21 protein-coding genes, 1 pseudogene and 1 riboswitch are annotated in these 23,920 nt (G+C 69.3%); of the genes and pseudogenes, 8 read left to right on the top strand and 14 right to left on the bottom strand.

All coding sequences use genetic code 11. The annotated features are described in order from the left end of the window. Positions 1-366 precede the first annotated feature (366 nt). The 3 genes from BST11_RS18335 (at position 367) to BST11_RS18325 (ending at position 4,040) form a co-directional block, all read left to right on the top strand. Positions 367-1,413 (top strand): aminotransferase class V-fold PLP-dependent enzyme, encoded by a 1,047-nt coding sequence (locus BST11_RS18335; RefSeq protein WP_083139314.1) that lies wholly within the window; start codon positions 367-369, stop codon positions 1,411-1,413. Positions 1,414-1,433: 20 nt separating this feature from the next. Continuing rightward, positions 1,434-2,669, top strand: coding sequence for a cytochrome P450 family protein (locus BST11_RS18330; RefSeq protein ID WP_083139313.1), 1,236 nt, complete (start codon positions 1,434-1,436; stop codon positions 2,667-2,669). 72 nt (positions 2,670-2,741) lie between these two features. Then, a complete protein-coding gene (locus tag BST11_RS18325) occupies positions 2,742-4,040 on the top strand; it encodes a PE-PPE domain-containing protein (protein ID WP_083139312.1) in 1,299 nt (432 codons plus the stop codon). 10 nt (positions 4,041-4,050) lie between these two features. On the opposite strand, the gene BST11_RS18320 is transcribed toward BST11_RS18325, so the two are convergent. The 3 genes from BST11_RS18320 to BST11_RS18310 are packed head-to-tail and all read right to left on the bottom strand — an operon-like array spanning position 4,051 to position 7,291. Further along, positions 4,051-4,785: a class I SAM-dependent methyltransferase gene (locus tag BST11_RS18320; protein WP_083139311.1), complete on the bottom strand. Its 735-nt coding sequence runs from the start codon at positions 4,783-4,785 to the stop codon at positions 4,051-4,053. Next, entirely contained in the window at positions 4,782-5,915 is a 1,134-nt protein-coding gene (gene metX / locus BST11_RS18315) for a homoserine O-acetyltransferase MetX (protein ID WP_083139310.1), read from the bottom strand. Before metX ends, BST11_RS18320 begins: the two co-directional genes overlap by 4 nt. Positions 5,916-5,926: 11 nt before the next feature. Continuing rightward, complete coding sequence (locus BST11_RS18310; RefSeq protein ID WP_083139309.1) at positions 5,927-7,291, bottom strand: bifunctional o-acetylhomoserine/o-acetylserine sulfhydrylase; 1,365 nt, start codon at positions 7,289-7,291, stop codon at positions 5,927-5,929. A 180-nt stretch (positions 7,292-7,471) separates the two neighbouring features. Beyond that, positions 7,472-7,589, bottom strand: a riboswitch (SAM riboswitch). Positions 7,590-7,764: 175 nt separating this feature from the next. Between BST11_RS18310 and BST11_RS18305 the strand changes: the two genes are divergently transcribed. Further along, the gene (locus tag BST11_RS18305; RefSeq protein ID WP_067318892.1) at positions 7,765-8,994 is read left to right on the top strand and encodes an NADP-dependent isocitrate dehydrogenase; all 1,230 of its coding nucleotides are present in this window, start codon (positions 7,765-7,767) and stop codon (positions 8,992-8,994) included. Here BST11_RS18305 and BST11_RS18300 read toward each other — a convergent pair. Beyond that, positions 8,983-9,780: an alpha/beta fold hydrolase gene (locus BST11_RS18300; protein WP_169834930.1), complete on the bottom strand. Its 798-nt coding sequence runs from the start codon at positions 9,778-9,780 to the stop codon at positions 8,983-8,985. The genes BST11_RS18305 and BST11_RS18300 overlap by 12 nt on opposite strands. A gap of 117 nt (positions 9,781-9,897) precedes the next feature. Here BST11_RS18300 and trpS point away from each other — a divergent pair, with 117 nt between their 5' ends. Together trpS and yhjD are read left to right on the top strand one after the other, a co-directional pair. Then, positions 9,898-10,917, top strand: coding sequence for a tryptophan--tRNA ligase (trpS, locus tag BST11_RS18295; protein WP_083139307.1), 1,020 nt, complete (start codon positions 9,898-9,900; stop codon positions 10,915-10,917). Between the two features lie 9 nt (positions 10,918-10,926). Continuing rightward, entirely contained in the window at positions 10,927-11,955 is a 1,029-nt protein-coding gene (yhjD, locus tag BST11_RS18290; protein ID WP_083139306.1) for an inner membrane protein YhjD, read from the top strand. On the opposite strand, the gene BST11_RS18285 is transcribed toward yhjD, so the two are convergent. The 5 genes from BST11_RS18285 to dacB1 all read right to left on the bottom strand — a co-directional run bounded on the left by BST11_RS18285 (position 11,870) and on the right by dacB1 (position 16,474). Next, positions 11,870-12,325, bottom strand: a complete 456-nt coding sequence (locus BST11_RS18285; protein ID WP_083139305.1) for a nuclear transport factor 2 family protein — start codon at positions 12,323-12,325, stop codon at positions 11,870-11,872. The two genes, yhjD and BST11_RS18285, sit on opposite strands and share 86 nt — an antisense overlap. Next, entirely contained in the window at positions 12,322-12,690 is a 369-nt protein-coding gene (locus BST11_RS18280; protein ID WP_083139304.1) for a DoxX family protein, read from the bottom strand. The genes BST11_RS18285 and BST11_RS18280 overlap by 4 nt, the downstream gene beginning before the upstream one ends. Positions 12,691-12,765: 75 nt before the next feature. Then, complete coding sequence (nagA, locus tag BST11_RS18275) at positions 12,766-13,863, bottom strand: N-acetylglucosamine-6-phosphate deacetylase (protein WP_276033541.1); 1,098 nt, start codon at positions 13,861-13,863, stop codon at positions 12,766-12,768. Positions 13,864-13,877: 14 nt separating this feature from the next. Further along, the gene (locus BST11_RS18270; protein WP_083139302.1) at positions 13,878-15,245 is read right to left on the bottom strand and encodes a sugar porter family MFS transporter; all 1,368 of its coding nucleotides are present in this window, start codon (positions 15,243-15,245) and stop codon (positions 13,878-13,880) included. Beyond that, complete coding sequence (dacB1, locus tag BST11_RS18265) at positions 15,242-16,474, bottom strand: D-alanyl-D-alanine carboxypeptidase DacB1 (protein ID WP_083139301.1); 1,233 nt, start codon at positions 16,472-16,474, stop codon at positions 15,242-15,244. Before dacB1 ends, BST11_RS18270 begins: the two co-directional genes overlap by 4 nt. Before the next feature lie 138 nt (positions 16,475-16,612). On the opposite strand from dacB1, the gene BST11_RS18260 reads away from it, so the two are divergent. Further along, positions 16,613-16,852, top strand: a complete 240-nt coding sequence (locus BST11_RS18260) for a hypothetical protein (protein ID WP_083139328.1) — start codon at positions 16,613-16,615, stop codon at positions 16,850-16,852. Here BST11_RS18260 and BST11_RS18255 read toward each other — a convergent pair. Beyond that, positions 16,849-18,177 (bottom strand): aspartate aminotransferase family protein, encoded by a 1,329-nt coding sequence (locus BST11_RS18255; protein WP_083139300.1) that lies wholly within the window; start codon positions 18,175-18,177, stop codon positions 16,849-16,851. The two genes, BST11_RS18260 and BST11_RS18255, sit on opposite strands and share 4 nt — an antisense overlap. Positions 18,178-18,250: 73 nt before the next feature. Between BST11_RS18255 and BST11_RS18250 the strand changes: the two genes are divergently transcribed. Beyond that, entirely contained in the window at positions 18,251-19,150 is a 900-nt protein-coding gene (locus BST11_RS18250) for a sigma-70 family RNA polymerase sigma factor (protein WP_083139299.1), read from the top strand. A 1-nt stretch (position 19,151) separates the two neighbouring features. Here BST11_RS18250 and BST11_RS18245 read toward each other — a convergent pair whose 3' ends face one another. From BST11_RS18245 to sdhA, 4 genes and pseudogenes are all read right to left on the bottom strand, one after another. Further along, the gene (locus BST11_RS18245) at positions 19,152-20,546 is read right to left on the bottom strand and encodes a PE family protein (RefSeq protein ID WP_083139298.1); all 1,395 of its coding nucleotides are present in this window, start codon (positions 20,544-20,546) and stop codon (positions 19,152-19,154) included. A gap of 60 nt (positions 20,547-20,606) precedes the next feature. Beyond that, a pseudogene (locus BST11_RS18240) lies at positions 20,607-21,233 on the bottom strand (carboxymuconolactone decarboxylase family protein); the annotation flags it as partial. A gap of 95 nt (positions 21,234-21,328) precedes the next feature. After that, positions 21,329-22,138: a succinate dehydrogenase iron-sulfur subunit gene (locus BST11_RS18235; protein WP_083139296.1), complete on the bottom strand. Its 810-nt coding sequence runs from the start codon at positions 22,136-22,138 to the stop codon at positions 21,329-21,331. Continuing rightward, positions 22,138-23,910, bottom strand: coding sequence for a succinate dehydrogenase flavoprotein subunit (sdhA, locus tag BST11_RS18230; RefSeq protein WP_083139295.1), 1,773 nt, complete (start codon positions 23,908-23,910; stop codon positions 22,138-22,140). Before sdhA ends, BST11_RS18235 begins: the two co-directional genes overlap by 1 nt. Between the last annotated feature and the right edge of the window lie 10 nt (positions 23,911-23,920).

Raw genomic sequence — 23,920 nt, 5'->3', positions numbered from 1 at the left:
CTTAGGTCGCCGCGCGGTAGGCGTCTAATCGAATGCGAACGTTGTGAAGCCCGCAATCATGTGCCGAATGAGGATGCGGAGTTTGACTGCTGGCGTTGCGCCAGACACTACGTCTGTGGCGTAAAACGTGGTTTGTTCTCCCGTTGACGTCCGAGGGCGCTGCATAAATTAGCTCCACTAAGCCACGTACCACCCGCATATTCTGAGCAGTGCTACACAACAATCCCCTACGCGAGCACATTCTCAAGTACTACGGAATGCAAGCGAAAGTTGAGGTTTTTCTACATGAACTGGTCGGCGAACATTAGACGACGAGCCGCATAGCGGCGTTTCATGTTGGAATGATGACTGGCTGTGTGAGACGCGATGGCCCGTGAAGCGTTCGGTGCGCGGTTCGTCGGCGCCGAGGGATTTCTCGACACCCCGACATTCGGTTTGCCGCCGCACTTTACGGCCGAGGCGCTGTGCGACTGCGTGCGCTCCTGGGAAGAGGGCCGGCTGCAGGTCCGTGACTTCGACGAGCCGATCCGCGCCAGCCGCGCGGCCTACGCGTCGCTGATCGGCGCCGACGAGCACCGGGTGGCGATGGGGACCAGCGTGTCGTCGGCGATCGGGCTGGTCGCCGCCGCGATCCCGGACGGCAGCCGGGTGGCGGCCCCGCGCGGCGAATTCACTAGCGTCACTTACCCGTTCGCCGCTCAGGCCGCGCGCGGCGTCACCGTCACCGAACTGCCGCCCGGCGACCTCGAGGACGCCGCCGGGGATTTCGACGTCGTGGCGGCCAGCGTGGTGCAGTCGGCCGACGGCGCCGTGCTCGACGTCGACAAAGTGCGGCGCAGCGTCGCCGGGTCGCGCACCATCACCGTGCTCGACCTCAGCCAGGCCCTGGGCTGGAAGGACGTCGCCCTGCCATGGGCCGACGTCACGGTCGCGCCCAGCTACAAGTGGTTGCTCGGCCCCCGCGGCGTGGCGTGGATGTCGTTGAGCCGGCGCATGATCGACGCGCTCACCCCGCACGCGGCCAACCCGTACGCGGCCGCCGACATGTGGACGTCGCTGTACGGGCTGCCCATGCGGCTGGCCGCCGACGCCCGGCAATTCGACGCGTCGCCGGCGTGGTTCAGTGTGCTGGGCGCGGGGCTCTCGCTGGTGTGGCTGGCGTCGCTGGACCGCGCCGCCGTGCAGGCCCGCGCGCTGGAGCTGGCGAACCTGTTGCGCGCCGAACTGGGGTTGCCGCCATCCGAGTCGGCGATCGTGGCCTGGCCCGCCGGCCCCGCGGCCGAGGGGCTGCGGCGGGCCGGTATCCGCGCATCCGTACGCGCGGGCGCGACGCGCGTGGGGTTTCACCTGTACAACACGCAGGAAGACCTCGATCGCCTCGTCGACGCGCTCGGGCGCTGGCGTCTCGCGTAGCCATGCCCGATAGTTAGCCCATGACCGCGCAGGCCGGATGCCGCGAATTCACCGATCTCGACGATCCCATCATGTTCAGCGATCCCTATCCGCGGTATGCCGAGCTGCGCAGATCGGCCCCGGTGTCGAGGGTGCGGGCCCCCCTGATAACCGGGGGGAAGGGGAAGGGCTACATGCTGACCCGATACGACGATGTCCTCGCCATGCTCGCCGACCCGCGGTTTTCCAGCGACGTGATGCACCACGACCCCGTGCGCCGCGTGCGCTGGCTGATACCGAAGCCGATCGCGCTGTTGACCGAGACGATGGTGACCAAAGACGATCCCGACCATCAGCGATTGCGCAGACTCGTGCACAAGGCGTTCACCCCGAAACTGGTGGCCGGCCTTGCCGACGACATCACCCGCATCGCGCGGCAGCTCACCGAGCAGCTGGCGCGGTCGGGCGAGGTCGATCTGGTCAGCGATTTCGCCGTGCCGTTCCCCCTGACGGTGATCGCCCGACTGCTCGGTGTCAAAGATCAAGACCGCGACGAGTTTCACGGCCTGTGCCTGAAGTTGACCCAGAACCCGCCCACGAGCCCACGTGGCTTTGTCGGAATGGTCACCGGCGCGGCCAAGTTGACCAAATTGTTCGAACGCCTCGCCGATGAACGACGGAGCCATCCCGACGACGGGCTGATCTCGCAGCTGGTGCGAGCCACCCACGAGGGCGACAAGCTGAGCGACCGCGAGGCGATCGCGATGATTTTCCTGCTGCTGCTGGCCGGGCACGACACCACGTCCAACCTCATCGGCAACAGCGTGGTGGCCCTACTCGACCATCCCGATCAGCTCGCAAGGCTGCGCGCGGAGCCGGAACTGCTCAACACCGGCATCGACGAACTGTTGCGGTTCACCACCCCGGTGCCGGTGGGCACATTGCGCGTGGCGTTAGAAGATGTGGAGATCGCGGGGACCCGAATCCCGAAGGGCAGCAGGGTTTTCGGGATGCTCATTTCCGCCAACCGCGACGAGACCGTCTTTCCCGGCGCCGACGAACTCGACCTTTCTCGCAACCCGAATAAGCACTTGGCCTTCGCGTTCGGCGCACACTACTGCCTTGGGCATCATCTGGCGCGGCTGGAGGGCCGCATCGCGCTCACCCAGTTGCTTAGGTTCGATCGGCTGGAGCTCACCGTGCCGCGGGAGAGTTTGCGGTTCCGCCCCCTTGTTTCCCTGCGCGGTCTGGAGTCGTTGCCGATGCGGGTCGGATGACGAAAGCCACGCCAGGCGTCGTGGCCGCGAGTAACCTCACAGCCACCGTGTTCGCTCCGCAAAGAGGCGCCAGTGTCGTATGTCCTCGTAACGCCTGAGTGGTTGTCGGCCGCCGCCGACGATATGGCCGGGATCGGGTCCGCGGTGAGCGCGGCGAACGCGGCGGCCGCGAGTTCCACCACGTCGCTGTTGGCCGCGGGCGCCGACGAGGTGTCTGCCCGCATCGCCGGGGTGTTCGGCGCGCACGGCCGACAATTCCAGGCGATCTGCGCCGAGGCGGCGCGGTTGCCGGAAAGCTTCGCGCAAACCTTCGCGGCGAACGCGACCGCGTACCTGTCCACCGAGATCGCCACGACCCAGGCATTGGCGGGGGGCCCGGCTCCCCCGGCCGCAGCGGCGGGCACGCGGATCACCGTGCCCGGCGCGGGACCCCTGTACTACCCGAACTTCATCACCAGCCTGCCCTACCTGGGGCAGCTGATCTATGCGGGCAGCATCCCGGGGCCATTGTCCGTGTCGGTCCTGCAGGGCTACGACATCCTGAACCACGCCATCGGGCAGAACTGGTTCCCCGGAACCACCGCCCAGGTCGTCGATTACCCGGCCAGCATCGGCCTCATCAGCGGCAGCCTGGCCGCCCCCGGTGTCAACCAGGCCGTCGCCATGGGGCAGCGGGCGCTCAACGACCAGATCATGAATGCGTTCGCCAATGGCAACGGTTCGCCCGTCAGCATCGCCGCGCTGTCGGAGGGAACTATCGTCGTCAACCGCGAATTGGCCTACCTGGCGGCCGATCCGACCGCCCCACCGCCCAGCGCGCTGCACTTCGCCATGTTCAACGGCCCCGAGACCGGCTTGCTGCACACGTACCTGCCGAATGGGTTGACCGTGCCGTTCGTCGACTACACGGCGCAGGGCCTGCCGAGCACCCAGTACGACGTCAGCGTGGTGTTCGGTCAGTACGACTTTTTCGGCAATCCGCCCGACCGGCCCTGGAATATCCCGGCCTGGGTGAACTCGGTGTTCGCCGGGGTCTACAACCACAACACGACGTCGCTGGCCTCGGTCTCGGACGCGGTGGAGGTGTCCAGCGCGACCACCTCCCTGGGCGGCACGGTCACCACGTACATGATCCCGTCGCCGACGCTGCCGATGTTGTTGCCGCTCGAGCAGATAGGTGTCCCGCAACCGATCGTCAGCAACCTCAACGCGTTCCTGCAGCCGATCGTCAACGAAGGCTATTCTTCCCTGACGCCCAACGCCGGACCGTACTTCTCGCAGGGAACACTGGTCGGCCTGCCCACCGCCGCCGATGTGGTGACCTCGTTGGAGCGTGGGCTTTTCGGCTCCGTGCCGAACCTCTTCGGGTGACGCGAACGAACTACCCGGCCAGCTGCGCCCGGATGCACACGGTGACGTACGGCAGCGCCAGGCCGGTCGAATTCGCCAGCGCCGGGTGGGTGGCCAGCAGCTCGCGCACCTGCTCGAGCGTCCTGGCACGGACCTCGGTCGGCGAGGTGATGCAGTAGCTGCGCGACGCCACCAGGTCGATCAACGCTTGCGGCGTAAGGTAATTCGTCCACTCCACCTGGTGGCGCTCCGGCACGGTGAACGACTCGGACAGGTCGACGTCGAAGCGGCCGCGGTCGCCGTCGGAGCCGATGATCTCGCCCAGCTCGCGGACCCAGCCCAGCCGCTCGTCGCGGGTGTTCCACACCAGCCCGAGGCGCCCGCCCGGCCGCAGCACCCGCGCCACCTCGGGAATCGCGCGCTCGGGATTGACCCAGTGCCACGCCTGGGCGACCAGCACGGCGTCAACGCTGTTGTCCTCCAACGGAATTTCTTCCGCCGTGCCCAGCAGCGCACGAGTCTCCGGCAGCGAGCTGCTCAGCACCTCGAGCATGTCGGGGATCGGGTCGACCGCCACCACGTCCAGGCCGCGTTCCACCAGCCGGGTGGTCAGCTTGCCGGTGCCCGCCCCCAGGTCGAGGACCCGGCGCGCCCCGCGCGGCAGCAGCCAGTCGATCGCCTCCGGCGGGTAGGAGGGGCGGCCGCGTTCGTAGGCGGCGGCCGCCGAGCCGAACGACAGGGAGCGGTCCTGGCCGGCGCGGGTCACGGTGTGTCGGCCAATCGGAGCGTCTTGCGGATCAACTCGCCGACGGCCTCGGATTCCACCAAGAACCCGTCGTGCCCGCAGATCGACTCGACCACGTGGAGCTCGGTGCAGCCCGGCAGCAGCTCGGCCAGCTCCTCCTGCAGGCGCAGCGGGTAGAGCCGGTCGGAGGTGATGCCGCCGACCACCACCGGGACGGGACACCCGCGCAGCGCCGCCTCGACCCCGCCGCGGCCGCGGCCGACGTCGTGGCTGTTGAGCGCCTCGGTCAGGATGACGTAGCTGCCGGCGTCGAAGCGCGCCAGCAGCTTGTCGCCCTGGTGCTCGAGGTAGCTCTGCACGGCGTAGCGGCCGCCTCCAAATGGGGGGCCCGGGTCCTCGTCGCCCTGGGCGTCGTTGGCGAACCGGGTGTCGAGTTCGGCCTCGCCGCGATAGGTCAGGTGCGCGAAGCGCCGGGCGATCGCCAGGCCGGCCGCCGGTGTCCTGCCCGTCTCGTAGTAGTCCCCGCCCTGCCACTCGGGGTCGGCCTTGATGGCCGCGATCTGCGTGGTCTGGGTGCCGATCTGGTCGCCGGTGGCGCGCGCGCCGACGGCCAGCAGCAGCCCGGCGCGCACGCGCTCGGGATGGCCGACGATCCACTCCAAAGCCCTTGCGCCACCCATGGATCCGCCGACCACGGCGGCCACCTGGTCGATGCCCAGCGCCGCCAGCGCGGCGATGTCGGCCGCCACCTGGTCGCGCACGGTAATCAGCGGAAACCTTGATCCCCAAGGCTTTCCGTCACGCGCGAGCGAGCTTGGGCCGGTGGAGCCGCGGCAGCCGCCGAGCACGTTGGTGGCCACCGCGCACCAGCGGTCGGTGTCGATCGGCGCGCCCGGCCCGGCCACGCCGTCCCACCAGCCCGGTGTGGGGTGACCGGGGCCGGCGGGTCCGGTGATGTGCGAATCGCCGGTCAGCGCGTGCAGCACCACCACCACGTTGTCGCGCGTGGGCGACAGCTCACCCCAGCGCTGGATGGCGATGCAGACGTCGTCGATCACCTCGCCGCTCTCCAGCCGCAGCGAGCCGATGTGGACATACCCGACCTCCCCCTCGGCGGGGAGCGTCTGGGTGGGAACGTCGGAAATCGTCATGGCACGGGTCCTCAGAACGCCGCCACGCTGCGCGATTCACCGCTGAACTTTCGGGCGGCGGCGAAGCCGAGCTCCAGGTCGGCCAGGATGTCGTCGATGCCCTCGATGCCGACGGCCAGCCGCACCAGCCCCGGCGTGACGCCCGTGGCCAACTGCTCCTCGGGGCTCAGCTGGGCGTGGGTGGTCGACGCGGGGTGGATCACCAGCGAGCGCACGTCGCCGATGTTGGCGACGTGGCTGTGCAGCTGCAGCGCGTTCACGAAGGCCTTTCCGGCGTCGGCGCCGCCGGCCAGCTCGAACGCCAGCACGGCTCCGGTTCCCTTGGGCGCCAGCTTCTTTCCAAGCTCGTACCAGGGCGAGCCGGGCAGCCCCGCGTAGTTGATCGACAGCACGCCGTCATGGCCGGCCAGATACTCGGCGACGCGCTGGGCGTTGGCGACGTGGCGCTCCATGCGCAGGCTCAGCGTTTCCAGGCCCTGCGCCACCAGGAACGCGTTGAACGGCGAAGCGGCCGAGCCCAGGTCGCGCAGCAGCTGCACGCGCGCCTTGAGCGCATACGCGGGCGGGCCCAGCTCGGCGTACACGACGCCGTGGTAGCTGGGGTCGGGCGTGGTGAACCCGGGGAAGCGGCCCTGTGTCCAGTCGAACGTGCCGCCGTCGACGATGATGCCCGCGATCGCCGAACCGTGCCCGCCCAGGTATTTGGTGGCCGAGTGCACCACGATGTCGGCGCCCTGCGTAAACGGCTGGATCAGGTACGGGGTGGCGATGGTGTTGTCGACGATCAGCGGCACCCCGTTGGCATGGGCCACGCCGGCGACCCCGGGGGTGTCCAGCACGTCGATCTGCGGGTTGGAGATGGTCTCGGCGAAGAACGCCTTGGTGTTCGGCCGCACGGCGGCCTGCCACGAGTCGAGGTCGTCGGGATCGGTGACGAAGCTGACCTCGATGCCGAGCTTGGCCAGCGAATAGTGGAACAGGTTATAAGTGCCGCCGTAGAGCCGCGGGCTGGAGACGATGTGATCCCCCGCACACGCGAGGTTCAATATGGCGAATGTCTCAGCCGCCTGGCCGGAGCTCAAAAACAGCGCGGCCACACCGCCTTCGAGCGCGGCGACGCGTTGCTCGACGACGTCGGTGGTCGGGTTGCCGATCCGCGTGTAGATGTTGCCCGGGACCTCGAGCCCGAACAGCGCCGCGGCGTGCGCGGTGTCGTCGAAGACGTACGAGGTGGTCGCGTAGATCGGCAGGGCGCGCGCGTTGGTGGCCGGGTCGGGCTGCTGGCCGGCGTGGATCTGCTTGGTCTCGAACGACCAGTGCGCGGTGGGATCCGCCTCGGGGGTGGTCTCGTTGCTTGCGTTGTTTTCAGCGCTCACGTGCGGTGGTGCTTTCTTGTCAGGGGTGGAATGTCGGGGGACGCTCTCAGCCGTCCGCGACGTCACCGGTGATGACGTCGAGCGGAGGCGTGCGGTTTAACGCCGACATGCAATGAGACGCGAATGGGCTCGAAGATTGCGCATCACGTTTCCCCTCTAGTCAGGGGGCCCGGTATGGCGGACCCGCGCTTGCCGCGCAGCCTGTGGCTACTAGACCTGGTCTTTCACCCGGGGCACCCCACCGCGGTTGGAGGGTTGCCGGCCAGCAAGCCGGGGCTTAGCGCTGGCGCTCATGACCGATGTGAAGCTTATCGCATAGCCGCGAGTCGGTGCCAACTGTGCGCCAACTCCGTGCCGACCGCGGGCCCGCCGGCGGGCTCAGCACCCTTAGAGCAGCACGAAGGCTCCTTGTAGGCTGGCCTCACGAGCAACCGCTCGCCCATGCTCACCACGCCTGGAGGATTCGGACACAGATGTCCAACGACGGCAAGATCAAAGTCAAAGGCCCGGTAGTAGAGCTCGACGGCGACGAGATGACCCGCGTCATCTGGAAGCTCATCAAGGACATGCTGATCCTGCCCCATCTGGACATCAACCTGGAGTACTACGACCTGGGCATCGAGCACCGCGACCGCACCGACGACCAGGTGACGATCGACGCCGCCTATGCCATCAAAAAGCACGGCGTGGGCGTCAAGTGCGCCACCATCACCCCCGACGAGGCCCGCGTCCAGGAATTCAACCTGAAGAAGATGTGGCTGTCGCCCAACGGGACGATCCGGAACATCTTGGGCGGCACCATCTTCCGCGAACCGATCGTGATCTCCAACGTGCCGCGCCTGGTTCCGGGCTGGACCAAGCCAATCGTCATCGGCCGCCACGCTTTTGGCGACCAGTACCGGGCGACGAACTTCAAGGTCGACCAGCCGGGCACCGTCTCGCTGACGTTCACCCCCGCCGACGGCAGCGAGCCGATCGTGCACGAGATGGTGACCATCCCCGAGGACGGCGGCGTCGTGATGGGGATGTACAACTTCAAGCAGTCCATCCAGGACTTCGCGCGCGCGTCGTTCACCTACGGCCTCAACGCCAAGTGGCCGGTGTACCTGTCCACCAAGAACACCATCCTCAAGGCCTACGACGGCATGTTCAAGGACGAGTTCCAGCGCATCTACGAAGAGGAATTCAAGGAGCAGTTCGAGGCCGAGGGCCTGACCTACGAACACCGGCTCATCGACGACATGGTCGCCGCCTGCCTCAAGTGGGAGGGCGGCTACGTGTGGGCCTGCAAGAACTACGACGGCGACGTGCAGTCCGACACGGTCGCGCAGGGCTACGGGTCGCTGGGGCTGATGACGTCGGTGCTGATGACCGCCGACGGCAAGACGGTGGAGGCCGAGGCCGCGCACGGCACCGTCACCCGCCATTTCCGGCAGTACCAGGCCGGCAAGCCGACCTCGACCAACCCGATCGCCTCGATCTTCGCCTGGACGCGCGGCCTGCAGCATCGCGGCAAGCTGGACGACACCCCGGAGGTCAGCGAGTTCGCCCAGACGCTGGAGGAGGTCGTCATCTCCACGGTCGAGGGCGGCAAGATGACCAAGGACCTCGCCATCCTGATCGGCCCCGACCAGGAATGGCAGCAGAGCGAGGAATTCCTCAACTCCATCGCCGAGAACCTGGAGAAGGCCCTAGCCGGCTGATTCCCGCCGGCGACCGTCGGCCTTGGTGCACTCGTCGAGGAAATCGGTGATCACCTCGGTGATGCGTTGCGGCGCCTCGAACATGGGGACATGCCCGACGCCGTCGAGCACGGCGAGTTTGTGGTCGTCCGGCAGGTGGTTGGTGAAATGCCGGGTGAACCGCGGCGCGGGGACAACCCGGTCCTTTCCGCAGATCACCAGCTGCGCGGGGATCGAGGTTTCCGCGAGCTCGCGCAGCCCGTGCAGCAGCGTCGCCTTGACCAGCAGCTGGAAGTAGGCGGGGCAATGCGCGACGTCGTCGATGATGGTGCCGAGTTCGCGCTCGCTGACCCCGTCCGGTGATGCGCTGACCGCGTAGGTGGCCAACCGGCGGCTGAACGGGAGGCGCAACACCCGGGCGCCGAACAGCCAGGCGAGCGCAAAAAGCGGCATACCCAGGATGAACTTGCCGATCACCTCGAACTTCGCGGGGCTCCATCGCGTCCAGCCGCCGGCCGGGGCGATGCCGGTGACGCTGCGCGCCCGCCCCCGTGCCGCCAGTTCGAACGCGACCCAGCCGCCCAGCGAGTTGCCGACGATGTGCGCGGTCTTCCAGCCCAGCTCGTCCATCTGGCGCTCCACGTGGTCGGCCAGGACCGCCGAGGACAAAAACCAGGTGCCGGCGCGCGGCCCGCCGTTGTGGCCGGCCATCGTCGGGGCGAACACCTCGTAGCGGCCGGTGTCGGCCAGCCGCGGGGCCACCTTTTCCCACACCGTCTGGGACAGCAGGAACGGGTGCAGCAGCACGACCGGTTCGCCGGAGCCGAGATGAATCGGGTCACGAGTCATGCAATCGACAGTACTAGGCGATACCGCGGGTACCGCCGCGGCGGCGGGCCCGCCCCGTGAAAAGATCGGGGCATCATGAGCACCGCTACCGGATCCGGCCGGATCTTCTCCGGCGTGCAGCCCACGTCCGACTCGCTTCACCTCGGCAACGCGTTGGGCGCCGTCACCCACTGGGTCGCGCTGCAGGACGACCACGACGCGTTCTTCTGCGTCGTCGACCTGCACGCGATCACCATCCCGCAGGACCCCGAGGCGCTGCGCCGGCGCAGTTTGGTCACCGCCGCCCAGTACCTGGCGCTGGGCATCGACCCCGCCCGCAGCACCATCTTCGTGCAAAGCCACGTGCCCGCCCACACCCAGCTGGCGTGGGTGCTGGGCTGCTTCACCGGCTTCGGACAGGCGTCGCGGATGACGCAGTTCAAGGACAAGTCGACGCGGCAGGGCAGCGACTCGACCACGGTGGGCCTGTTCACCTATCCCGTCCTGCAGGCCGCCGACGTGCTCGCCTACGACAGCGAGCTGGTGCCCGTGGGGGAGGACCAGCGCCAGCACCTCGAGCTGGCGCGCGACATCGCCCAGCGGTTCAACGCCCGCTTCCCCGACACCTTCGTGGTTCCCGACGTGCTCATCCCCAGGGCCACCGCCAAAATCTACGACCTGCAAGACCCCACCTCGAAGATGAGCAAGTCGGCGGCCACCGATGCCGGGCTGATCAACCTGCTCGACGACCCGGCCGTGTCGGCCAAGAAGATTCGCTCGGCCGTGACCGACAGCGAGCGCGAGATCCGTTACGACACGGAGGCCAAGCCCGGCGTGTCGAACCTGCTGACCATCCAGTCGGCGGTCACCGGCGCCGGCATCGACAAGCTCGTCGAGGGCTACGCCGGGCACGGCTACGGCGATTTGAAGAAGGACACCGCCGACGCCGTCGTCGAGTTCGTCAGCCCGATCAAGGCGCGCGTCGACGAATTGATGTCCGACCGCGCCGAATTGGAGTCGGTGCTCGCGGCGGGCGCGCAGCGCGCCGAGGATGTGGCGGCCAAAACCGTTCGGCGGGTTTACGATCGGTTAGGGTTCCTTCCGCTAGCCGAATAGGTCTCAACGATGAGCGAGCCGACCGAACCGGGGGTCGTCGATCGATTGCGGGCGCGGTTCGGGTGGCTCGACCACGCGATGCGCGCCTACCAGCGCTTCGGTGAGCGCAACGGCGGCTTTTACGCCGCCGGCCTGTCCTACTACACGATCTTCGCGCTATTCCCGTTGCTCATGGTGGGTTTCGCGGCCTTCGGGTTCCTGCTGTCGCGGCGCCCCGAGCTGCTGCGCACGATCGACGAGCATATCCGGTCCGCGGTGAGCGGCGCGCTGTCGCAGCAACTCATCGACCTGATGAACTCGGCGATCGAGGCGCGGACCTCGGTGGGTGTCATCGGCCTGGCCACCGCGGCCTGGGCGGGCCTGGGCTGGATCTCGCATCTGCGCGCGGCGGTCAGCGAGATGTGGTTGGAGCAGCGCGTCGAGTCGCCGGGCTTCGTGCGCGACAAGCTTTCCGACCTCGCGGCGATGGCGGGGACGTTCCTGGTGGCGCTGGCCAGCGTCGTGCTGAGCACCCTGGCCCACGCCGCCCCGATGGGCGCGGTGCTGAGATGGCTTGGAGTGCCGGAGTTTTCGGTGTTCGACTGGTTGTTCCGGCTGATCTCGATCCTGATCTCGCTGGTGGTGTCGTGGATGCTGTTCACCTGGATGATCGCGCGCCTGCCCCGCGAGAAGGTCAACCTGGCCGACTCGATGCGGGCCGGGTTGCTGGCGGCGGTCGGGTTCGAGGTTTTCAAGCAGGTGGCGTCCCTTTACTTGAAGGCGGTCCTGCGCAGCCCCGCGGGCGCCACCTTCGGCCCGGTGCTGGGGCTCATGGTGTTCGCCTACATCACCGCGTACCTGGTGCTGTTCGCCACCGCCTGGGCCGCCACCGCGTCCGAGGACCCGCGCGCCAGGCCGGTCGACCCCCCGCCACCGGCGATCATCGCCCCGCGGGTCCAGCCGAACGAGCGGCTCAGCACCCGTCAGACGCTGACCGCGGCGGCTTTGGGAGCCGTTGGGGCGCTGGCGGTTTCCCGGCTGGCCCGCCGGCGGCGCTAGTCTGACCGCCCAGCGCCGCGCGCATCTTCTCGGCGAACACGGTGGCCGCCTTCAGCGGGCGCACCATCACCGTGATCTCGTCGATCAGGCCGTCGCCGCGGGTGTGCACGAAGTCGCAGCCCTGGATCCGCAGCCCGTCCACCGTCGCGCCGAACACCAGCGCGTGATCACGACCGGCGGGCAGCTCCTTTTCGAACCGGAAGCCCTCGAGCACCTCGCCGACGGCGGCGATGATCGCCGCGATCGCGCCGCGGCCGTGGTACGGCCGGTGCGCGACCGGGCTGTTGAGCACCGCGTCCTCGGCGAACACCGCACCGATGCCGGCCAATTCACCCGACTCGACGGCGGCGCGGAACGGGTGCGGGCTCACGCGCCGACCGCCCTGCCCACGGCCACCGTGACGGCGGCGACGAAGATCGCCACGTTCAGCGCGACGCTGCGCGGTTCGCGAAGATGCGCGTGCGAGGCCATGGCGCCGACCATGACGACCGCGAGGCCGCCGGCTGCGGCCGGGATGAAGAACTCGGCCATGCCGACCAGCCGCGGCAGGACAAGGCCTATGGCGCCCAGCAGTTCACAGAACGCGGTGACGCGCACCACGGGCATGGGGAACGGCGCGATGCCGGTTTGTCCCGTCGCGAGGAGCCGCTCCCGGGGCATGCTGATCTTCGCCAGCCCCGAGGCGAGGAAGATCGCGGCGAGCAGACCCTGCAGCGTCCATAACAGCGTATTCATGGTGACCTCCGTGGTTGATGACGGTTCACCGGTATGACGGGGCGGCGCCGCGACTTGTGACACGCGGCGCCGGGACTACCCGTCGGCCACCCAGTCGCCGCGGGCCATGACGGCGGTGACCCGCAGATCGCGATCGAGCACGACGAGGTTGGCGTCGAGGCCCACCCGCAGCGCCCCGACGGCGTCGAGCCCGACGGCGCGCGCCGGCGTCGCCGCCGTCATCCGCACCGCCGCGGCCAACCCGGCGACCCCGGCGACCGTGCGGAACAGCCGGTCCATGGTGGCGGTGCTGCCGGCGATCGTCGACGTTCCGTGCACCCGGGCCACACCGGATGCGACGTCGACCGCCACCGCGCCGAGCCGGTACACACCGTCGCCGCAGCCGGCGGCGGCCACGGCGTCGGTGACCATGGCGACGCGGTCGGGTCCCGCGGCCCCGACCACCGCGCGCACCACCTCCGGGTGCACGTGCACGCCGTCGGCGATGAGTTCGACGGTCACCCGCGGGTCCTGCAGCAGCGCGAGGGCCGGCCCCGGCTCGCGGTGGTGCAGCGGCGGCATCGCGTTGAACAGATGGGTGCCGACGGTGGCGCCGAGATCGATTGCCCGCCTTGCCCGCTCGTATGTCGCGTCGGTATGCCCCAGGGCCACAACGACACCCGCGTCCAGAAAGCGCCGGATCGCCGCGTCGGCGCCCGCAAGTTCGGGCGCCAGCGTGACCATCCGGATCGCTCCGCCGCCCGCGGCCAGCACGGTGTCGATCTCGGCGGGCTCCGGCTCGCGCATCCGGCCGGGGTCGTGCGCCCCGCAGCGCGCCCGGCTCAGCCACGGCCCCTCCAGGTGGATGCCCGCGAGCGGGCCCCGCCGGCAAGCCTCGGCCAGCGCCCGCACGCCGGCGAGCAGCTCGGCCGGCGCCGCGGTGACGAGGCTGGCCAGCGTGGTGGTGGTGCCGTGCCGCAGGTGAAACCCGGCGGCCGTGGCGATCCCGTCGGGGTCGGTGTAGGACGCCCCGCCGCCGCCGTGCACGTGCATGTCGACAAAGCCGGGAACCACAACGCAATCCGGGAAATCCCGGTCGGCGGGCCGGGGCGGCGGGCCTGCCCCGCAGGCGATGATGCGCGACCCGGACGTTTCCAGCCAGCCCGGCCGGGTGACCCGCCCGTCGAGCACCATCGTCCCCGCGGAGATCAGTCCCACCGGTTCTCCCAGCGGCCGCCGTTCTCCCAGAAGCGGCTGATCTCTTCCAGCGGGCGGCCCCTGGTCTCGGGCGCGTAGCGGTACACGACACCCCACGCGATCACCGCGAGAACGCCGAACAGCGCGAAAGTCCCGGCGCCACCGAGGGAATGCAGCAGGGTCAAAAAGACGGCGGCGACGATCGCGTTGGCCACCAGGTTGGACGTGAGCATCGTGCTCGACCCGATGGACCGCAGCCGCGACGGGAAGCTCTCGCTGGCGTACACCCAGCCCAGCGAGCCGAACCCCATCGTGTAGCCGACGATGAACAACAGGATGCCGGCGAACCCGAAGATCAGGCCGGAGCCGCGCAGCCCCTCGGCGAACACCGCCATCATTACGGCGTCCGCGGCGATCATCATCGCGATGCCGCACAACAGGATTGGGCGGCGGCCCACGCGGTCGACGAGGAGCAGCGCGGCGCCCACGGCCGCCAGCCCGGCCACCTGAACCAGCGCCGGCAGGGCCAGCAGCGCGAAATCGCCGGTGAAGCCCATCGCCTCGAATATCCGTGGGCTGTAATAGATGATGGCGTTGATGCCGGTGATCTGGATCAGGAAGCCGAGCGTGATCACAAAGGCGGTGGCGCGCAGGTACGGCGGGCGCAGCATCTCGGAGACGCCGCCGCCGCCTTCGCTCAAAGCGGTCGCGATCTCGGTCAGTTCACCGTCGACATTCGCCCCGGGTTCCACGCGCAGCAGCGCCCGCCGTGCGTCGTCGGCGCGACCCTTCATCAGATACCAGCGTGCGGTGTCGGGTAGCCGAATCACCAACGGCAGCAACAGCATTGCCGGCAGTACGGCCAGACCCAGCATCCACCGCCAGCCGTGGGTGCCGGCCAGCAGGTAGCCGGTGAGGTAGCCGACGATCAGCGCGCCGACGATCGCGAGCTGATAGGCCGTCAGCAGCGCGCCGCGCACCGCCGCCGGTGCCGACTCCGCCACGTAGACCGGGACCACCACCACCGCCAGGCCGAGGGTCAGCCCCAGCAGGAACCGCGCCGCCAGCAGCATCGGCAGCGACACCGCCAGCGCGCCCAGCAGCGCGAACGCGGCGTAGCCGACGAGGATTGCCACCACCGACTTTTTCCGCCCGATCGCGTTGGCGAGCGCCCCGGCGCCGAGCGCCCCGGCGATCTGGCCGAGCACCACCATCGTGGTGAGCAGTTCCTGTTGGCGGGTGGTCAGCCCGAAGTCCTCGGTGACGAACAGTTGCGCGCCGGCGATGATCGACAGGTCGTAGCCGTAGACGACGCCGACGCCGGCGGCGGTCAGCCCGACCAGCAGGCCCCGCCGCGAGACGGCGGGCGGCGATGTCATCGGTGCTGCGGTCGGCGGTTCATCGAGCGTGCGACCATGATCAAACTAAACACGATGACCGCTCCGATGATCGCCACGCCCACCCGCACCGGCAGCGCGTCGGCCGCCGGCATGAGCCCGGCGGCCTGGGGCGCGGCGCCCGGCCGGTCGGCGCCGCCGTCATGCCGGGTGGCGATCAGCGAGGGGTCGGGCTCGATCAGCGTGCCGACCTGGGTGCCCTGCGGCGTGGAAAAGCCGTAGTCCAGCAGGTGCGCCGCCTGCTCCCACGGCGCGATCGGCTGCCGCGTCCCGTGCAGCAGCACCGCCATCAGCCGTCGCCCGTCGTGGTTGGCCGCGCCCACGAAGGTCTGGCCGGCGTCGTCGGTGTAGCCGGTCTTGCCGCCCATGGCGCCGGGGTATTTGTAGAGCAGCTGGTTGTCGTTTTCCAGCTCGTAGCCGGGGTGGTCGCCGTGGCCGGGGAAGTCGAAGGTGCGCGTCGCGACGATGCCGGCGAAGGTCGGGTTGGTCCAGGCATAGCGGTAGAACAGGCCGACGTCGTACGCCGACGTGCTCATGCCGGGCCCGTCGAGGCCGGACGGCGTCGCCACCCGGGTGTCGCGGCCGCCGAGCTTGGCGGCCAGCACGTTGATCTTCTCCAGCGCCTGCTGCATCCCGCCGAGCTGCATGGCCAGCGCGTGCGCGGCGTCGTTGCCCGAATGCATCAGCAGCCCGTGCAGCAGCTGGTTGACGGTGAAGACGCCGCCTTCCTGGACGCCGACCTTGGTGCCCTCGGCGGCCGCGTCGTCGGCGGTGCCCTCGACGGACTTGTTGAGCGGCAACGCGTTGATGGCCGCCATCGCCACCAGGACCTTGATGACGCTGGCCGGGCGGTGGCGCCCGTGCGGATCCTTGGCGGCGATGACGGCGCCGCTGTCCAGGTCGGCCACCAGCCACGCGTCGGCGGACACGTCGCCCGGCAGCGGCGGAGTGCCGGGGGCGGCGACGATGCCGCAGTCGCCCAGCGCCTCGCCACCGACCGGCTTGGGGGGCACCGCCAGCGGGATCGGCGGGTCGCCGGCGGCCGGGACCTCCGAGGAGTCCACCGCCGGCGGGGTGTTCACCCGGTACGGGCAGGCCGGCGGGCCCGCGTTGGGGCCGGCGCCGGGTTCGGCCACCGCGGTCGGCGCCACGAGCCCCGAGGCCACGAAAAACGCTGCGACCAGGCACGACATCGAACGAAGGAAGCTCATCGTGTGAGCAGACTAGGCGATCGGCGGTGCGATTCCGGGGAGCCGCGCTGTGGCTCGTGGGGTGGAAGTTACAGTTCCGGGGACATGATCGATCGCTTTCGCGCCGGGTGGCGGCGCACCGACGCGGGGCCGCGCGCGCTGCAACTGCTGCTCAAGCAGGTCGAGAAAGGCGCCCAGGTCCGCGGCCGCGGGCAGGACCGCCTGCTGGCGGAGCTCAAGGCGCACCGCGACACGACGCCCGATGACGAGCTGCGGTCGGCGCTGACCTGGCTGTGCAACGCCCAGGCGCGCCTGGCGAGCGGCCCGAGCGCGGCGCGGTCGCGCGAGGTGCTGCTGGCCGCGCACGAGGTCAGGCGGGTCCTGGCCGGCGCCGGCTAGAGCGCCCGGGACTCCCGGCCGAGCACCTCGCGCAGGGCGGCCTCGATCGTGTCGAACTCGGCCTGGCCGCTGATCAGCGGCGGCGCCAGCTGGACGACGGAATCGCCGCGGTCGTCGGTGCGGCAGTACAGCCCGGCCGCGAACAACCCCGCCGACACCCGGCCCAGCAGCGCGCGGCGTTCGTCGTCGCCGAAGGTCTGCCTGGTCGCGGGGTCCTTGACCAGCTCGACGCTGTAGAAATATCCTTCGCCGCGCACGTCGCCGACGATGGGCAGGTCGTAGAGCCTCTCCAGGGTGGCGCGGAAGGCGGGCGCGTGGCGCTTGACGCGGTCGTTGAGTCCCTCGCGCTCGAAGATGTCGAGGTTGGCCAGCGCCACCGCCGCCGACACCGGGTGGCCGCCGAACGTATAGCCGTGCGGGAACATGGTTTTGCCGTCGTTGAACGGCTCGAACAATCGGTCGCTGGCGATCATCGCGCCCAGCGGCGAGTAGCCCGACGTCAGGCCCTTGGCGCAGGTGATCATGTCGGGCACGTAGCCGAAGTCGTCACAGGCGAACATCGAGCCGATCCGGCCGAACGCGCAGATCACCTCGTCGGAGACCAGCAGCACGTCGTACTCGTCGCAAATCTGGCGCACCCGTTCGAAATAGCCCGGGGGAGGGGGGATGGAGCCGCCCGCGTTTTGCACCGGTTCCAAGAAGACGGCCGCGACGGTTTGGGGTCCCTCGAACTCGATCGCCTCGGCGATCCGGTCGGCGGCCCACTGCCCGAACGCCTTCGGGTCGGCGTGGAAGTGTTCGGGCGCGCGGTAGAAGTTGGTGTTGGGCACCCGGAAGCCGCCCGGCGTCACCGGCTCGAACGGCGCCTTGTACAACGGCAGCCCGGTGATCGCCAGCGCGCCCTGGGTGGTGCCGTGGTAGGCGACCGCCCGCGAAATCACTTTGTGCTTACCGGGTTTGCCGGTGAGCTTGAAGTACTGCTTGGCCACCTTCCACGCGGTCTCGACGGCCTCGGTGCCGCCGGTGGTGAAAAAGACGCGGTTCAGGTCGCCGGGGGCGTAGCGCGCGAGTCGTTCGGCGAGCTCGATCGCGGGCGGGGTCCCATACCCCCACAGGGGGAAGTACGCCAGGGTGCCGGCCTGGCGGGCGGCCACCTCGGCCAGTTCGGTGCGGCCGTGACCGACCTGCACGGTGAACAGCCCCGACAGCCCGTCGAGGTAGCCCCTGCCGCGGTCGTCGAAGATGGTGACGCCCTCGCCGCGGGTGATGATCGGCGGCGCGACGTCCGGGCCGTGCCGGGCGAAGTGCAGCCAGAGGTTGCTCATTCGACCGATGTTAGGTGTGGCGGAGCAAGGAGCAGGAACCGGAAGGACGTTCCACCCGCGTTACGCTCGAAACATGGCGGTAGCCCAACAGGTCTCCGAGTTCGAGGCGCTGCGGCCACATCTCATGTCGGTCGCCTACCGGCTGACCGGCACGGTGGCCGACGCGGAAGACATCGTGCAGGACGCGTGGCTGCGTTGGTCCACCCAGGACAGCCCGATCGAGAACCTGCGGGCCTGGCTGACTACGGTGGTGAGCCGGCTGGGTCTCGACCGGCTGCGGTCGGCCGCGCACCGGCGCGAGACCTATACCGGCAGCTGGCTGCCCGAGCCGGTGGTCACCGGCTTCGACGAGGCCGATCCGCTGTCCGCGGTGGTGGCGAGCGAGGACGCCCGGTTCGCGGCGATGGTGGTGCTCGAGCGGCTGTCGCCCGATCAGCGGGTCGCGTTCGTGCTGCACGACGGGTTTTCGGTGCCGTTCGCCGAAGTGGCCGACGTGCTGGGTACGACGGAGGCATCGGCGCGGCAGCTGGCCTCACGGGCCCGCAAGGCGGTCGCCGCCGCCCCGCCGCCCGAACCCGACCCCGGCCACGCGGAGGTGGTCGGCCGGTTGATGGCGGCCATGGCGGCCGGCGACATCGAGACCGTGGTGTCGTTGCTGCATCCCGACGTCACCTTCACCGGCGACGCGAACGGCAGGGCGGCGACGGCGGTTCAGGTCATCCACGGCGCGGACAAGGTGGTCCGGTTCATGCTCGGCCTGGCCAACCGGTACGGCGGCGAGTTCTACACTTCCCATCAATTGGCGTTGATCAATGGCGAATTGGGTTCCTACACAGCGGGTTTCCCCGCCGCGGAGGGCCGCCGGGAGATGGCGCCGCGCATCACCGCGATGACGGTGCGTCACGGGAAGGTCGTGGCGCTGTGGGACATCGCCAATCCGGACAAGTTCACCGGTTCGCCGCTGCGGGCGTGATTTACGGCAGCACGATCCCGGTGGCCTGGCCGAGAACGATCAGCTGGCCGCCCGGCGACACATAGGGACCGGTCGGTCCGTAGATGCCGTGCACCGGCGTCGTCGGGGTCGCCCCCGGCGTATAGAAGTCGTTGATCCAGCCGGTGGCCAGGGTGTACACCGCCGCGGTGGCGCCCGGCGGCGAGAACCGGGTCACCAGCTGGGCGGCGAAGTCGACGAGCGGGTGCCCGCCCAGCATCGAGTCGACGTGCGAGCCGCCGACGATCTCGACCCCGGAGAACTGTCCGGGGTACAGGGCGGCCAGCTGGGTTGTGGTGGCGCCGAAGAGGTTCCATGGCTGTGGCGGCGCGGCGACCACATAGAGCGGGATGCCCGCCGCCTGCAGGTTGGCCACCGCGGATCCGAAAGCCGCCGCATCGCTGGCGACCCCGTCGAACATCACCACACCGAGCAGGTGGTTGGTGCCCGTGCCGAGGTTCGTCAGATAACTGCTGGCGGCCATCGCCGCCAAGCCGCCGCCGGCGGAGTGCCCGGTCAGCACGAAGTCCTGCGGCAGCGTGCCCTGGAAACCGGCCCAGTGCGCGCTGGCGTTGAGCGCCGCCTGGTTGCCCAGGAACAGCGACCCCACACCCTGCTGCATCTGCGGGCTGCTCAGCCACACTCCGAACGGCAACGGAACCGACGGGATGGTGGGCGTGAGCACGACGCTGTTGGTCTGGCTGGCCAATTCGATGGCCAGGGGCTGGTAGAACCAGCCGATCGCGGCGAACCCGTGCTGCAGATAAACGGTGCCGGCGGCGGTCACCGCCCCGCTGGCCTGCGTCGGGAAATACCACAGCGTCGGCGCGGGATAGCTGAACTGAGGAATCGTCAACCCCAAAAAAGAGCTCGGCCCCACCGGGATCTGCAGGAACGAGAACCCGATCCTGACCCCGGTGACCCCGTCGGGGCCGGCGACGGCCACCGTCGAGGGGAAGTTCACCATCCCACCCAGGCCGGCGCTGTCGACGGCCCAGTTGAGCACGGCGCCCAGGGTCGCGCCATTGGGCCCGGAGAACAGCGGACGCCCCAGGCTCGCGGCCTGCTGCAGCAGCGCCGCCAGCGGCGGCGCGCTGGCCGCCTCGGCGGCCGCATACGCCGACGCGGCCGCGCTCAACGCACGCTCGAACTCGGCGTGAAACAGCGCCGTTTGTGCGGTCAGCCTCTGGAACTCTTCGGCGTACCCGCCGAACAGGCCGGCAACGGCGGCCGAGACCTCGTCGCCGGCCGCGACGAGAATCCCGGTGGTGGACGGCGCCGCCGCCGCGGCGGCCTCGCTGATCACTTGCCCGATGCCGCTCAGGTCCGTCGACGCCGCGGCGAGCGCGTCGGGCACTGCGGTCAGGTACGACGACATCACCGCATGCTAGCCAGCCGGACCGCTTCCGGTCTCCGATTCGCTCGGGCCGGCGGTCGGCTACGAAGCGCTCGCCGGATCGGCCCACGGAATGCGGCAGGCGTCACCGGAATTGAAGCCCTGCTCGGTGATGCCCAGCGCGGCGTTCACCCGCGCCCGCATGTTCTCCAGCCCGATCTGGTAGGTCAGCTCGAACACGCCGGCGTCGCCGAAGCGGGCCCGCAGGTCCGCGACCTGCTCGTCGGTCACGGTATGCGGGTCGGTGGTGATGGCCTCGGCGTAGGCGATGGCGGCGCGCTCGTCGGCGCTGAACGCCGTCGAGGTGGCGTAGTCGTCGATCTCCTTGAGCCGCTGGACATCCAGGCCGTCGAGACGCTGCAGCATCGCCCCGAAGTCGACGCACCACGAGCAGCCGATCTGCCGGGCGGTCCAGTACACCGCGAGCTCACGCACGCTGGCCGGCAGGGTGTTCGAGGCCCGGTCGACCATGGTCTCGTGCATCGCGCTGGCCACCATCAGCTTGCGGTGGTGTGCGGCCACGGCGAACGGTTCGGGGACCTGGCCGTAGCGCCGCTTGGCGATGCGATACATGGCCCGGGTCAGCAGCCCGGCGCGCTTGGGGGGAAGGGGTTCGATTCGCGTTTTCTGTGTCATACCCCGTAGACGAGACGGCCGCCCCAGGTGTGACACGCCCCCACCCCATCGGCGCGAGCGCGCGTGTCGGCACAGCGACACGCCGCGAATGCCGGCATTTTGCGGACCCTCGCGGGTAAGGGGGCGGGCTAGCGCGAGAACATGATCGCGCGCTTGACCTCCTGGATCGCCTTGGTGACCTCGATGCCGCGCGGGCAGGCATCGGTGCAGTTGAACGTGGTGCGGCAGCGCCACACGCCGTCGACCTCGTTGAGGATGTCGAGGCGCTGGGCGGCGGCCTCGTCGCGGCTGTCGAAGATGAACCGGTGCGCGTTGACGATCGCCGCCGGACCGTAGTAGCTGCCCTCGTGCCAGAAGATCGGGCAACTGGTGGTGCAGGCCGCGCACAGGATGCACTTGGTGGTGTCGTCGTAACGGGCGCGGTCGGTGGGGCTCTGGATGCGTTCCCGAGTCGGCGGATTGCCGGTGGTGATCAGGTACGGCTTCACCGCCCGGTAGGCGTCGAAGAACGGCTCCATGTCGACGACGAGGTCCTTCTCCACCGGCAGGCCGCGGATCGGCTCCACCGTGATGGTGAGCCCCCCCTTTTTGGCCTTGCCTGGCTTGTCGGGCAGCAGGTCGCGCATCAGCACCTTGCAGGCCAGCCGGTTGACGCCGTTGATGCGCATCGCATCCGAGCCGCACACCCCGTGGGCGCAGGAACGGCGGAAGGTCAGCGTCCCGTCCAGGTAGCTCTTGATGTAGATCAGCAGATTGAGCACCCGATCGCTGGGCAGACACGGCACCCGGAAGCTCTGCCAGCCACCGGTTTTCGCGAACGCCTCGGGTTGCTCGGGGTTGAACCGGGCGATCTTGACGGTCACCATCACCGCGCCCTCGGGGACCGGCGGCAACGGCGGTTCCGGCGTCTGGACCTGCGGTTCCGAAACGTCGGTCATCAGTACTTCCGTTCCTTGGGTTCGTAGCGGGTCTGCACGACGGGCTTGAAGTCCAGCGCGATGTCGCTCAGCAGGTCGCTGCCCGGCTTGTCGGGCCCGACCTCCTTATAGGCCATGGTGTGGCGCATGTAGTTGACGTCGTCGCGGTTCGGGTAGTCCTCGCGCGCGTGCCCGCCGCGCGACTCCTTGCGGTTCAGCGCCCCGACCACGGTGACCTCGGCGAGCTCCAGCAAAAAGCCCAGCTCGATGGCCTCGAGCAGGTCGCTGTTGAAGCGTTTCCCCTTGTCGTGCACGGTGATTCGGGAATACCGTTCCTTGAGCGCGTGGATATCCGTCAGGGCCTGCTTGAGCGTCTCCTCGGTGCGGAACACCGCGGCGTTGTTGTCCATCGTCTGCTGCAGGGCGCCGCGGATGTCGGCGACGCGCTCGTTGCCGTGCTCGGAGAGGATGTCACGCACCCAGCCGACGACCATCGCCGCCGGCTCCGGCGGCATGTCGACGAAGTCGTGCCCGCGGGCGTACGAGGCGGCGGCGATGCCGGCGCGGCGGCCGAAGACGTTGATGTCCAGCAGCGAATTGGTGCCCAGCCGGTTCGCCCCGTGCACCGACACGCACGCGCACTCGCCGGCCGCGTACAGGCCGGGCACCGTGGAAGTGTTGTCCCGCAACACCTGTGCGGTCACGGTGGTCGGGATGCCGCCCATCACGTAGTGGCACGTCGGGTAGACCGGGACCAGCTCGTGCACCGGATCCACGCCCAGATAGGTGCGCGCGAACTCGGTGATGTCGGGCAGCTTGGCCTCGAGCACGTCCTCGCCGAGGTGGCGCACGTCGATGTAGACGTAGTCCTTGTTGGGGCCCGCCCCCCGGCCCTCCAAAACCTCCAAAACCATTGAGCGGGCGACGATGTCGCGGGGTGCCAGGTCGACGATCGTCGGCGCGTAGCGCTCCATGAACCGCTCACCGTCGGCGTTGAGTAGCCGGCCGCCCTCGCCGCGCACGGCCTCGGAGATCAGGATGCCCAGGCCGGCCAGTCCGGTCGGATGGAACTGATGAAACTCCATGTCCTCCAACGGAAGCCCCTTGCGGAAGACGATGCCGATGCCGTCGCCGGTCAGCGTGTGCGCGTTCGACGTGGTCTTGTACATGCGGCCCGAACCGCCGGTGGCGATGACGACGGCCTTGGCGTGGAAGACGTGGATCTCACCCGTCGCGAGCTCGTAGGCGACGACGCCGGTGGCCACCGGGCCCGTCGGGGTCTGGGTGAGCACCAGGTCCAGCGCGTAGAACTCGTTGAAGAACTGCACGTCGTGGCGCACGCAGTTCTGGTAGAGCGTCTGCAGGATCATGTGACCGGTGCGGTCGGCGGCGTAGCAGGCCCGGCGCACCGGGGCCTTGCCGTGGTCGCGGGTGTGGCCGCCGAAGCGGCGCTGGTCGATGCGGCCCTCGGGGGTGCGGTTGAACGGCATCCCCATCTTCTCCAGGTCGAGCACCGCGTCGATGGCCTCCTTGCACATGATCTCCACGGCGTCCTGGTCGGCGAGGTAGTCGCCGCCCTTGACGGTGTCGAAGGTGTGCCACTCCCAGTTGTCGTCCTCGACGTTGGCCAGCGCGGCGCACATGCCGCCCTGGGCGGCGCCGGTGTGGCTGCGGGTGGGGTACAGCTTGGTCAACACGGCGGTGCGGACGCGCGGCCCGGCCTCCACCGCCGCGCGCATCCCGGCACCGCCCGCGCCGACGATGACCACGTCGTATCGGTGTTGGGAGATCACGGCTCGCCTT

It is taken from the genome of Mycobacterium alsense, from assembly GCF_002086635.1.
Lineage (GTDB): Bacteria > Actinomycetota > Actinomycetes > Mycobacteriales > Mycobacteriaceae > Mycobacterium > Mycobacterium alsense.
The sequence above is the reverse complement of the archived record's forward strand: the minus strand, read 5'-3'. Positions and strand labels throughout refer to the sequence as shown.

What these genes read in the sequence shown, in the direction of transcription:
- BST11_RS18335 (WP_083139314.1), top strand. Translation starts at nt 367, where the DNA reads ATGGCCCGTGAAGCGTTCGGTGCGCGGTTCGTCGGCGCCGAGGGATTT.
- BST11_RS18330 (WP_083139313.1), top strand. Translation starts at nt 1,434, where the DNA reads ATGACCGCGCAGGCCGGATGCCGCGAATTCACCGATCTCGACGATCCC.
- metX (WP_083139310.1), bottom strand. Translation starts at nt 5,915, where the DNA reads ATGACGATTTCCGACGTTCCCACCCAGACGCTCCCCGCCGAGGGGGAG.
- BST11_RS18305 (WP_067318892.1), top strand. Translation starts at nt 7,765, where the DNA reads ATGTCCAACGACGGCAAGATCAAAGTCAAAGGCCCGGTAGTAGAGCTC.
- trpS (WP_083139307.1), top strand. Translation starts at nt 9,898, where the DNA reads ATGAGCACCGCTACCGGATCCGGCCGGATCTTCTCCGGCGTGCAGCCC.
- yhjD (WP_083139306.1), top strand. Translation starts at nt 10,927, where the DNA reads ATGAGCGAGCCGACCGAACCGGGGGTCGTCGATCGATTGCGGGCGCGG.
- BST11_RS18280 (WP_083139304.1), bottom strand. Translation starts at nt 12,690, where the DNA reads ATGAATACGCTGTTATGGACGCTGCAGGGTCTGCTCGCCGCGATCTTC.
- nagA (WP_276033541.1), bottom strand. Translation starts at nt 13,863, where the DNA reads ATGGTGCTCGACGGGCGGGTCACCCGGCCGGGCTGGCTGGAAACGTCC.
- BST11_RS18270 (WP_083139302.1), bottom strand. Translation starts at nt 15,245, where the DNA reads ATGACATCGCCGCCCGCCGTCTCGCGGCGGGGCCTGCTGGTCGGGCTG.
- dacB1 (WP_083139301.1), bottom strand. Translation starts at nt 16,474, where the DNA reads ATGAGCTTCCTTCGTTCGATGTCGTGCCTGGTCGCAGCGTTTTTCGTG.
- BST11_RS18255 (WP_083139300.1), bottom strand. Translation starts at nt 18,177, where the DNA reads ATGAGCAACCTCTGGCTGCACTTCGCCCGGCACGGCCCGGACGTCGCG.
- BST11_RS18250 (WP_083139299.1), top strand. Translation starts at nt 18,251, where the DNA reads ATGGCGGTAGCCCAACAGGTCTCCGAGTTCGAGGCGCTGCGGCCACAT.
- BST11_RS18245 (WP_083139298.1), bottom strand. Translation starts at nt 20,546, where the DNA reads ATGTCGTCGTACCTGACCGCAGTGCCCGACGCGCTCGCCGCGGCGTCG.
- BST11_RS18235 (WP_083139296.1), bottom strand. Translation starts at nt 22,138, where the DNA reads ATGACCGACGTTTCGGAACCGCAGGTCCAGACGCCGGAACCGCCGTTG.